Origin of the sequence: Acinetobacter sp. WU_MDCI_Abxc222, assembly GCF_025514755.1 — a bacterium.
Lineage (GTDB): Bacteria > Pseudomonadota > Gammaproteobacteria > Pseudomonadales > Moraxellaceae > Acinetobacter > Acinetobacter geminorum.
In genome coordinates this window covers 348924-362708 of the sequence record NZ_JAHPVG010000003.1, presented here as the reverse complement: position 1 = coordinate 362708, position 13785 = coordinate 348924, and the positions used below count along the sequence as shown (strand labels likewise).

General features: G+C 35.4%; 12 protein-coding genes. 10 read left to right on the top strand and 2 right to left on the bottom strand.

Annotated elements, in window-relative coordinates; all coding sequences use genetic code 11:
* Positions 1 to 25: 25 nt before the first annotated feature.
* Together KTJ10_RS07665 and KTJ10_RS07660 are read left to right on the top strand one after the other, a co-directional pair.
* The gene (locus tag KTJ10_RS07665; protein ID WP_086265585.1) at positions 26 to 445 is read left to right on the top strand and encodes a GlcG/HbpS family heme-binding protein; all 420 of its coding nucleotides are present in this window, start codon (positions 26 to 28) and stop codon (positions 443 to 445) included.
* Positions 446 to 704: 259 nt separating this feature from the next.
* Complete coding sequence (locus tag KTJ10_RS07660; RefSeq protein WP_005068965.1) at positions 705 to 959, top strand: hypothetical protein; 255 nt, start codon at positions 705 to 707, stop codon at positions 957 to 959.
* A gap of 25 nt (positions 960 to 984) precedes the next feature.
* Here the strand turns inward: KTJ10_RS07660 and KTJ10_RS07655 are convergent, their stop codons facing one another.
* Positions 985 to 1440 (bottom strand): hypothetical protein, encoded by a 456-nt coding sequence (locus tag KTJ10_RS07655; protein ID WP_262441732.1) that lies wholly within the window; start codon positions 1438 to 1440, stop codon positions 985 to 987.
* Positions 1441 to 1583: 143 nt separating this feature from the next.
* Between KTJ10_RS07655 and KTJ10_RS07650 the strand changes: the two genes are divergently transcribed.
* From KTJ10_RS07650 to KTJ10_RS07635, 4 genes are all read left to right on the top strand, one after another.
* Positions 1584 to 2444 (top strand): alpha/beta fold hydrolase, encoded by an 861-nt coding sequence (locus tag KTJ10_RS07650; protein ID WP_199977676.1) that lies wholly within the window; start codon positions 1584 to 1586, stop codon positions 2442 to 2444.
* Positions 2445 to 2760: 316 nt separating this feature from the next.
* Complete coding sequence (gene ptsP, locus KTJ10_RS07645; protein WP_262441731.1) at positions 2761 to 5613, top strand: phosphoenolpyruvate--protein phosphotransferase; 2853 nt, start codon at positions 2761 to 2763, stop codon at positions 5611 to 5613.
* 15 nt (positions 5614 to 5628) lie between these two features.
* Positions 5629 to 6576 carry a 1-phosphofructokinase gene (pfkB, locus tag KTJ10_RS07640; RefSeq protein WP_262441730.1) on the top strand — a complete coding sequence of 316 codons (948 nt, stop codon included), beginning with the start codon at positions 5629 to 5631 and terminating at the stop codon, positions 6574 to 6576.
* Positions 6563 to 8281, top strand: a complete 1719-nt coding sequence (locus KTJ10_RS07635; protein WP_262441729.1) for a fructose-specific PTS transporter subunit EIIC — start codon at positions 6563 to 6565, stop codon at positions 8279 to 8281. Before pfkB ends, KTJ10_RS07635 begins: the two co-directional genes overlap by 14 nt.
* A gap of 60 nt (positions 8282 to 8341) precedes the next feature.
* Here the strand turns inward: KTJ10_RS07635 and KTJ10_RS07630 are convergent, their stop codons facing one another.
* Positions 8342 to 8845, bottom strand: coding sequence for a hypothetical protein (locus KTJ10_RS07630; RefSeq protein ID WP_086265591.1), 504 nt, complete (start codon positions 8843 to 8845; stop codon positions 8342 to 8344).
* Between the two features lie 751 nt (positions 8846 to 9596).
* On the opposite strand from KTJ10_RS07630, the gene KTJ10_RS07625 reads away from it, so the two are divergent.
* The 4 genes from KTJ10_RS07625 to KTJ10_RS07610 all read left to right on the top strand — a co-directional run bounded on the left by KTJ10_RS07625 (position 9597) and on the right by KTJ10_RS07610 (position 13742).
* Positions 9597 to 10061 carry a MarR family winged helix-turn-helix transcriptional regulator gene (locus KTJ10_RS07625; protein ID WP_002121027.1) on the top strand — a complete coding sequence of 155 codons (465 nt, stop codon included), beginning with the start codon at positions 9597 to 9599 and terminating at the stop codon, positions 10059 to 10061.
* 194 nt (positions 10062 to 10255) lie between these two features.
* A complete protein-coding gene (locus KTJ10_RS07620) occupies positions 10256 to 10471 on the top strand; it encodes a hypothetical protein (protein ID WP_017480975.1) in 216 nt (71 codons plus the stop codon).
* A gap of 590 nt (positions 10472 to 11061) precedes the next feature.
* The gene (locus tag KTJ10_RS07615; protein WP_262441728.1) at positions 11062 to 13152 is read left to right on the top strand and encodes an EAL domain-containing protein; all 2091 of its coding nucleotides are present in this window, start codon (positions 11062 to 11064) and stop codon (positions 13150 to 13152) included.
* A gap of 146 nt (positions 13153 to 13298) precedes the next feature.
* Positions 13299 to 13742, top strand: a complete 444-nt coding sequence (locus KTJ10_RS07610; RefSeq protein ID WP_170248221.1) for a universal stress protein — start codon at positions 13299 to 13301, stop codon at positions 13740 to 13742.
* Positions 13743 to 13785: the final 43 nt, after the last annotated feature.

Genomic DNA, 13785 nt, shown 5'->3' with positions numbered 1-13785 from the left:
AGCTTACTAGGAAAGAAGAGCAACAATGAAAAGTAAATATTACCTAACACAAGCCGATGCAGAGTTTTTAATGGACGAAGCTCAAAAATATGCAATTGAGCACAACTTTAAAGTCAGTATCGCTATTGTTGATGAAACAAGTTCTCTACTATTTATGAAACGATTAGACGGCGCCTCGCCTTTATCCTCACATTTATGTTTAGAAAAAGCAAAATGTTCTTCAATATCAGGTAGACCTTCAAAATTCTATGAAGAACTTCTACAAAATGGACGCTTAGGTTTTTTAAGCATGCCTAGTGCGCAAGGAATGTTAGAAGGTGGAAAACCAATTATTTATGAAGGCCAAATTCTAGGGGCTATTGGTGTTTCTGGTGTTCAATCTTTTGAAGATGCAGAAATTGCTCAACATGCGATTGATACTTTTTTGAAAAAACAAAGTAATTAAACCAATTCTTGCAGAAAAGAGAAATTATTATAATTTTCACTTAAATATTTCTCTTTTCAAAAATATTATGCATTTTATACAAAAATATTTAATATTTACTTTTCTTATACCTTAACTATTTATAAACATAGAGCTTTTTATAAAATTGCTTAATTTTTTTTCTATTGACTATTGAATTGAACTAAAAATAGCAGTACAACATTAAACTTATTCTTGACTAAAACATTCGGTTTTAGCGCAACCACAAGGAGGGATGGAGATGTTATCATTACATTTCAACAAACAAGTCTTCATTAACACTCTGAACAGCAAAGATTCAGTTGTTTATGGAGTAACACCACTTGCTCTTATGCTGACTTTACTGTTTCAAGGTATGATTAAAGGAAATCTGAAACCCGAATACTTTATGTATGCGATGGTTGTTTCTTTCATATTTTGTGTGTGGGCTTTTGTCGATCATAAGATGCGAAAACTAGCTAAAAGACGTCTTAGTCAACAAAACTCGAATACTTAAAAAATGGATGAGCGATCATCCATTTTTACATACCTAAAAATAAAAAAATTGTTCCGATAACTAAAATAGCCGTAGCTACTAATTCAGTCACAATCAATCCTAACATCATCAAAGACATTAGCCATGGAGGCAAGCTAAAACGACCTAACTTGTGCGGACGTTTAAATTGATTTGTCGTATCCTGTAAATAGCCATGTATGATATAAACCACAATTGAAAAGCTAAAAAATAAAATATTTGCCAATACACACAATAGAGCAATATTTTCATTTAAAACAGTATAATAGCTTAATACAGCTAGAATTAGGGTAGCAGCTGCATAGAGCAAACTACTTCGATGAGCGATATCCACATAATAATGCGCACGACTTAATGCTGAACGGCGTATTTGCCAATATTTCCATACCCCAGTTAACATCCCTATCCATAAAAATACGCCACTAAACACAATTGCAAGCTGCACAGCTTTCGATAAATCCATCTTTTTTCCAATTATTCGTTTTATTGAAAATTTAATGAGCTATATAACATAAATATTGACTTTGCAGTCACATTTTAATCAAGTTTCATTTTGGAACTCATGTAAATTTAAAGTCATCAATAAACCAATCTTTACTTAATATTATGGATAACACTTTTGAATCATTTTGGATGACCTGCAAAGACGGTTATCAACTTGCAGCACATTTTTATCCAGCTCAATCCCCAAAGTCAGCAAATCCCGTATTAATCTGTCCCGCAACAGGCATTACCAAAAGCTTCTATCATTCTTTTGCATCATGGTTAAGTCAGCAAGGCTATGATGTATTAAGCTTTGATTTCCGTGGAATTGGAGATTCATTGCATGGAACTTTAAAGCAAAGTACTGCAAGTATTAATGATTGGGGAACTCTTGATATCCCTTGTGCAATTGATACTTTACTGGGGAAAACCGAAGCACAGCAAGTTACTCTTCTTGGCCATAGTGCTGGCGGACAGTTATTAGGAATTGTGCCTAATTTTCATAAAGTAGCAAAAGTTATCGCGGTCGCAGGTTCCACTGGCCATGTAAAAGGTCTTAAAGGTAAAACCAAGTTTTTAGCACCAGTAATGTTCAATGTCATCTTTCCAATTTCTAGTGCTATTAAAGGTTATGGTGCTACTCAATTTATTGGAATGGGAGAAAACTTACCTAAAAAAGTCGCCCAACAATGGCGAGAATTTTGCAGCTATCCTGGCTATGTGAAAAATGCTATTGGTAAAACAATCCACCATGATTTTCATACTGAAATTATCTGCCCTATTACTTCTATTTGGGCAAGTGACGATGAAATTGCAACCAAGCGTAACGTTGAAGATTTATTAAAACTCTATCCTAATGCACCCACAAAAATGCTAGAGCTAAATCCCATGAAACTTGGGCATAAATCAATTGGGCACATGCTAATGTTTAAAAAATCACATCAAAATTTATGGTCACTTTTAGAAAAAGAAATCCAACACTAATCTATGGATCTTTTACTTTTGCCTCTATACCCGTAATCCGGTATAGAGGTTTTTTTTAATATTAATACCCACTTTTTTTATAAAGTTACCTTATTAACCTAATAATTATCATAGAAAATTAAAATATATTAATCACCTATTCCTTTGTATTAAAAACATGCATTTTTTACGTAAATACGTCGATATAGCTTTAAAGTTCTGCTATCGTTATTTATACGAAGCTGTTGTTTAAAAACGGTTAAACTAACCTATTTTTAATACAAACAGCTTCTTTTTTTCTGTTTAGCTAAACCAAAGAAATTGTTCAAGGATAAGTATGCTAGCACTAGAGCCTCGACATATTCATATGAATCAACATGCTGTTGATAAAAAGCATGCATTACAGTGTCTAGTAGATATATTGGTAAAAGATGGGTTAGTTACACCTGACTACATTACAGGACTCATCAATCGAGAACAGCAAAGTGCCACCTATTTAGGTCAAGGTATTGCTATTCCCCACGGCACCCCCCAATCTCGCGAATTTATTTTAGAAACAGGTATCCGTTTAGCTCATTTTCCAGAAGGAATTATATGGGATGGTGAAAACAGAATTTATTTAGCTGTCGTGATTGCAGCAAAATCTGATGAACATTTACAAGTTCTACAAATATTAACTAGAGCTTTAATGCATGATGTAAGTGAACAGGTAAAAAATGCTAAACAACCTGAACAAATTATTGAAATCTTACAAGCTCAACCATTATCTCTAACTTTGCATGAAAATTTAATTCAAACTGAAATTGAATCTCAAGATATTGAAGATTTATTTTGGTCTGCATCTCAGATTCTAAAAAAACACAATTTCGTAAAGTGCGGTTTTCTAAGTTCACTTGACCCTGATCAAGTTATTCAACTACAAGATCAAATCTGGTCTATTTCAAGCAGTAAGTTTGTTCAACAACCAGCAATCAGTATTGTAAAGCCCCGCCATGCTTTAGACCTAGGCGGACAAAAATTAAATACGCTAGTTTGTATAGCTGCCAATGAACAATTAGATAGCCAGAGATTTAATCGACTGATTGATATTCTGTTTAATCCAGAGCAAGTTGCACAATTAGACCAAACACAAGCACCAAATGAAATTGCTAAAATCATTGGTGCAGATGTTATTCCCGATTGGCCCCACCGTTCTGTTGTACTCGCTAATGCACATGGATTACATGCTCGACCAGCAACTCATTTAGTAAACTTAACAAAAAGTTTTCAAGGTGATATCCAAGTCGCAGTAGATGAAGGCAATTTTGTTTCAGCTAAAAGTTTGACACGTCTCTTAGCTTTAGGTTGTAAACGCGGCCAAACTTTACGTTTCATTGCTGAACCAGAAACGGATGCAGTTGAAGCTTTAGATAAAGTTATTCTGGCAGTGCAACAAGGCTTAGGTGAAGAAGTTGAACCTATACAATCTTCAGACATCAAAGTAGAGCAATCTAGTGAAATCCCAAGCCATTCAAAACCACTTAGCGCAAATACAGGAATTGCTGCTTCAAGCGGTTTAGCTTTTGGCCCTGTACATGTAATTAAACCTAAGGTTTACCAATATGAACGCATGGGCTTAAGTGTCAAAGCAGAAAAAGAAAAACTTGATATTGCACTTCACGCAGTTAAAAACAATATTCACCAAGTTATTGCAAAATCTGAAGTGGCTGAAATTAAGCAAATCTTCCAAGCACATTTGGAAATGCTTGATGACCCAGATCTTATTAATGGTGTTTATCAAAAGATTAACCTAAATCTTTCTGCTCCTGCTGCTTGGCATGAGCATATTGAAGCAGCAGCCAAAGAGCAAGCAGCTTTACCAGATCGATTACTGGCTGAGCGTGCTACAGACCTACGTGATATTGGTGATCGCGTTTTGGCTCAACTCTGCGGTGAGGTCATCATCGAAGAACCTAAAGAACCTTATATATTGATTATGTATGACGTCGGACCAAGTGATGTAGCCCGCCTTAATAAAGATCGTGTAGCAGGTATTTTGACCGCCGTAGGTGGTGCAAGCGCTCATAGTGCCATTGTTGCTCGTGCTTTAGGTATCCCTGCAATTGTTGGCGCTGGTGATCAAGTACTAGATATTGAGCAAAAAAGTTCTCTTTTAATTAATGGAGATACCGGAGCTTTTATCTTAAATCCTAATGCTCAACAAATCGAACAAGCGAAACAAGAGCGAGAGCTTCAGAAAAAAATTCGTGAAGAAGCTGAACGTCATAGCCAAGAACCTGCAATTACTCTGGATCAACACCAAATCGAAATTGCTGCCAATTTAGGAAAAGTTCAAGCGACCCCTCATGCAGTAGAATGTGGTGCCGAAGCAATTGGCCTACTTAGGACTGAACTTGTTTTTATGGCCCATAGTAGCGCTCCGAGTGAAGCTACCCAAGAAGCAGATTATCGCATCGTTTTAGATGCTCTTGCAGGTCGTCCCCTCGTAGTACGTACGCTAGATGTAGGTGGTGACAAACCACTCCCTTACCTTCCAATTGCTGAAGAAGAAAACCCATTTTTAGGATTGAGAGGTATTCGTTTAACGCTAAGACAGCCAGAGCTGTTGCGTCAACAACTTATTGCTCTGCTTAAAGCTGCAGATGACCGCCCTTTAAGAATTATGTTTCCAATGATTGGACGTGTAGAAGAATGGCGTGCTGCAAAAGCTATTCTTGATGAAGTTAAAGCGACATATCCATGCGCCGACTTACAAGTTGGGATCATGATTGAAGTTCCTTCTGCTGCTTTACTTGCACCTATCCTAGCGCAAGAAGTGGACTTTTTTAGTATCGGAACAAATGACTTAACTCAATATACATTAGCCATTGACCGTGGACACCCTATTCTATCGGCTGAAGCAGATGGGCTACACCCAAGTATTTTGCAATTAATTGATCAAACTGTAAAAGCTGCACATAAGTATGGTAAATGGGTTGGTATATGCGGTGAACTCGCAGCCGATCCAAAAGCTGTACCCATTCTAATGGGCTTAGGGGTGGATGAGCTTAGTATGTCACCGAATAGTATTCCTTTGGTTAAAGCCCAAATTCGTACACTTAACTACAGCCAAGCTCAAGTGCTTGCAAAGCGTGCACTTGAATGTGATAGCGCTACTGTTGTACGTCAGTTATCCGAACAAGAAATGTAAAGATTAGGAATGGTAATGGCTAAAGTTTTAACAATTACTTTAAATCCTGCAATTGATGTGACTATACAACTCAATGAGTTACAGATAGGTGAAGTAAACCGCCAAGAATCTGTAGAAATACATGCGGCAGGCAAAGGTTTAAATATTGCACAAGTTTTAAAAGATTTGGGGCATAAGGTTGTTGTTTCTGGTTTTCTAGGAGCAACAAACAGACAGATTTTCGATGACCATTTTAAAGAAGCTCAATTTCAATCTGAATTTATTTATATTGAAGGTGAAACTCGCCAAAATATAAAAATTGCTGAACATTCAGGACGTATGACGGATTTAAATGGAAAAGGTTTTTTCGTATCTGAACTAGATAAGAAGCACCTCTTCCAAAAAATTGAAATGATTTTGCCTCTGGTAGATGTGGTTGCTATTGCTGGAAGCATTCCGCAGGGATTTAGTGTTGATGAGTTAAAACAACTTATTAAACTCATTCAAGCGCAAGGGAAAAAAGTTGCACTAGATACAAGTGGTAAAGCGTTGGTTGCTGCCATTGAATGTCAGCCATGGATGATTAAACCAAATACAGATGAGTTAGTAGAAAGTTATCAGCTTCCTGCTACAACCTATGCTGAACAAAAAAAGCTTTTTGAAAACCTAGCCAAAATTGAACATGTCGTTATTTCGATGGGTGAAGACGGTGTAAACTGGTTACATGACACTCACCCACTTCACGCCACAGCACCTAAAGTAATAGTTAAAAGTACAGTTGGTGCGGGTGACTCTCTTTTAGCAGGTATGATTCATGGCTTATTGAGTGGCTTCTCTGCTGAAGAAACATTAAAAACTGCTACAGCAATTGCAAGTCACGCTGTAACACAAGTAGGCTTTCGTATTCCTAATGCTGAAAAGCTAAACCAATTAAAAGCCCAAACAACAATCAATTCATTGAGTGAATCTGATGCCAACTGCTAAACGTTTATTATTTGTTATTAATAGTCCGCAACAGCAAGTCAATGCTTTGATTTTAGCTCGTAAGCTTGCACAAGTCGCGTCCCAACAGGGTTATCAAAATAGCATTATTTCACTTGATGAATTCGAAGTGAATGAAAGCTTTGACCAAGTTATCGTTGTTGGACAACGCCCGAAAAATCTTAATATTTTTGGTACGCACCCTTTATCTTTTATTAATATTGAAGAGATCAAAAGTGATGCTCAGTCAGCTCTTCAAACTGCTTTAGATCATTTTAAGTCTGCTCAAGACTGGCAAAATGATAATAGCTTATCAGCATCTACAGCTAAAAAATTTGTTGCGATCACTGCATGTCCTACGGGCGTTGCGCATACTTTTATGGCCGCCGAAGCTTTACAGCAAGGTGCAGAAAAACACGGTTATGATATTGAAGTAGAAACTCAAGGTTCCGTTGGTGCAAAAAATATCTTATCACCTCAAGCTATTGCTGATGCAGACATCGTTATTCTTGCGACTGACATTGAAGTTAATACAGACCGTTTTGTAGGTAAACGTGTTTATAGATGTAGTACAGGTTTTGCTCTGAAGCAAACAGATAAAGCGTTTGCTGAAGCAATCAGCAATGCGCAAGTTTTAGAACAAGGTAAGCAACAAACATCTGCAGAAAACAAAGATAAAACCGAAAAAGTTGGCGTATATAAACATCTCTTAACTGGTGTCTCTTATATGTTACCTATGGTGGTGGCGGGAGGTCTTTTAATTGCTCTCTCTTTATGCTTTGGTCTCAATGCAGCTGAGCAAGCAGGCAGCTTACCAGCCATATTAAAACAAATTGGGGCCGCAGCATTTATGCTTATGGTTCCAATGTTATCTGGTTATATCGCCTACTCGATTGCTGATCGTCCTGGCCTCGCACCTGGTTTAATTGGCGGCTTACTTGCTTCTCAGTTACAAGCAGGTTTTTTAGGAGGTATTGTCTCAGGTTTTCTTGCTGGCTATATCGCGCTTTTTATTGCAAAAAAACTCAAACTTCCTACAAGTTTAGAAGCACTTAAACCCATTCTAATTATTCCTTTATTAGGCACATTATTTGTTGGCCTTATTATGTTTTACGTGGTGGGTCATCCAGTAGCACATATTTTTGAGCTAATGAAAGACTTCTTAAACAACATGGGTACAACAAATGCTGTGTTAATGGGAATTATATTAGCAAGCATGATGTGTATTGATTTAGGTGGACCAATCAATAAAGCGGCCTATGCTTTTACTGTTGGGTTGCTGACAACAAATACTTATATGCCTATGGCAGCCACAATGGCTGGCGGCATGGTCCCTGCTATTGGTATGGCTATTGCGACTTTCATAGCTAGGAATAAATTTAGCACGGGAGAGAAAGATGCTGGAAAAGCAGCTTTTGTATTAGGTTTATGTTTTATTTCTGAAGGTGCTATTCCCTTTGCAGCTAAAGACCCTATGCGTGTTATTCCAACTTGTATTTTAGGTGGAGCTGTAACTGGCGCACTTGTTGCCTTGTTCCATTGTGAGTTAGTTACTCCTCACGGTGGTGTATTTGTTCTTTTAATTCCAAATGCAATTAATCATGCTTGGCTATACCTTGCTGCAATCGCTGCTGGGAGTGTGGTTACAGGCATAAGCTATGCTATTGTTAAGAAAAAAATAGAAGATAAAACAGCAACTATTTCATAATTAAAAAGGGAGAAAATAAATTCTCCCTTTTTAATAATCATTCATTTTATAGAACTTATATCATTTGATTTGAACAGCTCTTGCCATAATATGTGCGGGCACTTCTTCTGCCAACATTACAGTTAAAGATGGTTCTTTTTGCGACTTAGTAGATAAATTTTGCGATTCTAAAACTGCGCTTACATCTTTTGGAGCTAATCTAAACATGGCACCTGTTGCAGGATCTACAATTAAAATGCCAATTAGCCCACCAAAAAGAATATTACCAAAATACCATCCACTTAATGTCCCCGTAACTTCTACAGTCTTACTTTGATAACCTGCTTTACTAAAAGTGACCTGATAACTTTCTGGTTTAAAATAGCCTGCTCCCTTTTTCAAACTTACGGTTGCTGGAGTTTGTCCAGTATGGATTTTTATTCCTTTACGATTTTTAATCTCAATGGTCGCAGACTCTGGAACACTAGTGAAAGTAAGTGTTTGAGAAGAACCAGAAACTATAGTTGCGCAACCATTAATTCCCACAGTTAATGCAATCAACGAACTAAGTAGTAATTTTTTCATCATTAAGCTCAAAGAGTTATCAATATTTATTGGAACGCGCACTATAATAAATGAAACAAAAAATAACAATTAAAATACATTTCTTTAGATTAACTATTGAACATTTACTAACATAAATATTATTAAAATTATAATTTATAGATAAAAATAGCTCTATTTCAATAGCTCATCATCTCAAATCACGTTTTAAATTTATAAATAAAAATCAAATACTTAAAATATAAAGCTAATTTTATTTTACTAAATAATAGATGTTTCATGTTAAATGTATGGTAAATTTTACCAATATTAAAACAATTCAAATAATTGATATATATAAATATTTATTATTTAAATATATTAATTTTTCATAGTTATGACTTTAGAGACAAAAACTTTCTCGTTCAATGCCACGGTCAAATCATAATTTTTTTTCTACGATGCCTTTGCAAGCAACATCGTTCAATTAACGAGCAAGCAAGTTTAGATGCAATCTCATATATTTGTTCAAAGAGTTTTAGGTCTGGCCCTGATAAGCAGTATGAACCTTGAATAATCTTTGATTATAGAGGAAGAATAATTGCAGTCTATGCAAAGTAAAGTGGCACTCATAAAGATAAGGACAGTTAAACCATGTCATTGTTAAATGAAGCTATATAACTTTTGCTCAATAAGTAAAGTCCTGATATAACTTGCTTGATGAAACTATATTTTTCAACTATTAAAGATAGTTCACCAGAAATGCGATCCACCAAGGTATGGGGAAAAGTCAATGACAAAGAAGTATGCGCGTTTTTTACCTACAACAGAATCTTTTACTCTTGAAGATTTTCCATATTATTGGATTACTCAAGTACATGCTCAGTATGTACAAAATATTGATAATGCTTTAAAAAAATATGGTTTAGATAACTCACGTCGACGCATTATGTTGGCCTTAAGCAGCAAGCCTCATGCGAGTGTTTCTGAACTTTCAGATATGATTATTTCAAAAATGTCGACCACCACAAAAATTGTTTATCGTTTGAAAGATGAAGGATTGGTTGAGACCTACTCTTGCCAGACTGATGGTCGTATTACTCGTGTAGTACTTACAGAAAAAGGCACTGAAATGATCAACAAGATCAATGACCTAACCAGTGTAGTACTTGAACAGTCTTTTGAAGGCATTACTCCTTTGCAGTTAGAAAAAATGATGGAAAGTTTAAAATTACTTTTAAAGAACCTTTCTCGCTAAGACGAAATAAGAATCTATTTACAAGCAATAGTTAAGCTCTCATTACGAGAGCTTAACTATTTTAATGTCTCTACTTTGATATTGAGAGAAATAGCATCCCACATAAAATAATCAATTAACCTTCTATCTGTTGACTTGAGCTCTTAAGTCCAGTAGAAATTCTCTTTCAATAACTGAATAGCAAATTTCGGAAAATGGCTAAAAGAAAATACAAAAGTGACAAATTCCAGGTACGTCGTATTAACCGTAGCTGGTGGGTACTCGAGAAAGATCTTGAATCAAACTGCTATTTAAAACATGAGCAAGTGGCAACAAAAACCTTAGCAAACAACTACGCCGATGATTATATCGAACAATACTATATGAACTTGTACATTCAACAACAGTTGAAAAAACCAGAAACCGTATAAAAAGCCTTTTGGCTTTTTTTTATTTTATATAGATTTAGTTTATAAAAACTAAAAATTATGAATAAAAAAAACCTACATCTTGGGGAAAATGTAGGCTATAAAATGCACAAAAAGGAAATATATATCCTTTTTGACAAAAAGAATTTTACGACAATATAAGCTATTATTTTATATTACTTTTGTAAACTTAATAGTGCTTATTGTATTTATTTAAACTCTGTTTAGGATACCTTTATTTATATATTGTGAATAAAATTTGATAAATCAAATTTATTAATTTTTTAATTTACTACTTTTCATCATTACATTTAGTTTCGTTAAAATAAATACATAAATATAATTATAAGTTTCTGTTTTAATAAGTTTTTTACAAAAATAAGCATAAATATTTTTTTTACTTAAGATGAATAAAAATCAATAAATAACAAAAACATAAATTAAATATTAAGTATATATTGGTTTTAATCTCCCAATTTTAGTTCAAAAAAAGCACACTTAAAATTTATTTATCGCTGTTTTGATTACTACAGAAAGATTACAATAACGACTAATAAATAGATTAATCAACTTGCAATCTTTCTAGGCATGTTATGACTTCAATGTCGAACAACACCCAAAAGCATTTTATTGTTGAGCAAATTCCTCTACCCACCTGGGTTAGTGATGAAAATGGCTTGATATTATATTGCAATGTAGAGTGTACAGAATATTGGCTGGATACCTTTTCTCCATTGCCTCAGCGATGGCTAGATTTTATATATCCTGTCGATTTAGATGAAGTCAAAAATAGATGGCTCGAAGCAATTCGCCTGCAAAAAAGAATAGAATTTAAATGTCGACTTTTACAAGTTGGAAATAAATATAGATGGTGCAAACTCTCCATCCAAGCTTCTAAGTATCGCGGCCTATCTCAAAATAATGAATGGTATGTTAGCTTTTTAGATATTGATCACGATATTCAAGAACAACAAAACTTACAGAAGAACATTGAAATACAAAATCAAATGTTAGATATCAGTGTAGATTGCATTAAGGTGCTTAATGTAGACGGCACAGTTTCACATATGAATAAATCAGGATGCCTCGCTTTAGGTGTCCCTGTTGATGAAACAGAATTTGGAATGAAATGGCTTGAGTTATTGCCACCTCACATTCGTAAACGCGGACGGGTCGCTTTAAAAAAAGCCCTTCAAGGTAAAGTTGCCAGATTTGCAGGAATGAGCTGCTTACCAGATCAAGATCCTGAGTATTGGGATAATATGCTTACCCCTATTCATCGGGAAAATGGAGAAATCGGACAAATACTCTGTGTCTCACGTAATGTTACTCAACAGCATTTGGCAGAAAACCAACTTAGGAATATGAGTGAGAGAGACGAACTGACGGGGTTATGTAATCGACGCTCATTTAAATTTCAGCTTAAACGTACCCTAGCCTATTCAAAAGACACTCAAACAAGTGTGGGATTACTTTTAATTGATCTCGATCATTTTAAACATATTAATGATACTTTGGGTCATAGCGCAGGTGATCATTTATTAAAAGTTTTATCCAAACGCTTTAGTCATTGTATGGATGATGAAAGATGCTTTGTTGCCAGATTAGGTGGCGATGAGTTCGCAGTTATTATCAATAACCTCAAATCTGAAAATGATGTTCGTGAATTAGCAGCAATTTTACTGCAACAGTTAAATCAGCCAATTACTTATTTAGGAAATGTATTAAATGGTGGCATGAGCATTGGGTGTGCGATTTATCCCCAAGATGCTATAGACCAGTCAGGTTTACTTAGTTGTGCTGATATGGCATTGCATGACTTAAAAGCGCGTGGTCGTGGTGGTATCCGCATGTATGATCCGTGCATGATGCAAATGACTGAAACTGTCGCTTCTCAGCTTAATTTAGCTCGCCAGTTGATTCGTCATCATACAATCCAGCCATACTATCAACCTAAAGTAGACCTAAATACCCATCGTGTAGTGGGGTTTGAAGCTTTATTGCGCTGGCATACAACCTCAGCGCAAAGAGGTTATCCCGCACAAATTGCTGAAGCTTTTAAAGATTATAATTTAGCGAGTAAAATTGGTGAAACAATGCAACACCAAGTTTTACGTGACATAGCCAAATGGATAGATCTTGGTATTAAGCCGCTCCCTGTTTCATTAAATGCGGCTCCAGTTGAATTCTTGAGAGACAACTATGCTGAAAGGCTTTTGAAAAAGATTAATCAATTTCAAATACCGACTCATTATATTGAAGTTGAAGTCACCGAGCACATGCTAGGTGATCGTGGTTCAGAGTATGTAATCCGTGCACTTAATAAATTAAAGCAGCATGGTGTATGTATTGCACTCGACGACTTTGGTACTGGTTTTTCATCATTAACACATATTCGCGACTACCCAATTGACAGTTTAAAAGTAGATTGTAGTTTTATACAAAAGATGCAACACGACCCATCAATTTACGCGATTGTTCAGGCAATTGGTTTACTCGCTCCAAATTTATCACTTGGACTCATTGCAGAAGGAATTGAAACTCCAGAACAAGAAGAGTTACTTCGTCAATTTGGATATAGCATTGGTCAAGGCTTCTTATTTGAATCTGCTATAGATGCCAATCAAGTCATTTCAATACTTAAACAGAATCAACCTTACTTGGTAAGCCATTACAATCCCTGAAGATAAAACATTTAATAAACTTTCTGGCTTTTATTCATACTAAAAATAAACAATATTACTTTTAAAATTGTTCATAATATAAGCACAAAGATAATAATTCGGTGTTTCCACACCATACATTGTCAAAGGACAATAAGGAGCAATATATGAGTTATCACCATATCTTGGTTCCAGTCGATGGCTCTCCTACTTCACTCATTGCTGTTAATCACGCAACAGCAATTGCTAAAGCCTTTGGTAGTAAAGTGACTCTAGTATATGCGCTGACCATAGATCCTTTCATTTCTGTAGAATTTATAGATAGTACAGAATTAGCACAGGATTATTTTAATAAAGCTAAAGCATCTATTCAGAGTATTCTAGACGAGGCTAAAGAACAATTTAGCAAACATGGAATTTCTGTTGATACAAAAATTGTTGAAGGTCAAACAATTCATACAGAAATTATTAAAGCAGCTACTGAGTTAAAAGCAGACTTGTTAGTCATTGGTTCTCATGGTCGAAAAGGCTTTAAAAAATTCTTCTTAGGAAGTGTCACTCAAGCCCTTTTAGGAGAAATTCATTTACCAGTATTAGTCGTAACAGAATAGTTTTACTGAAGCTAAAAAAACCGATCTTTATAGATCGGTTTTT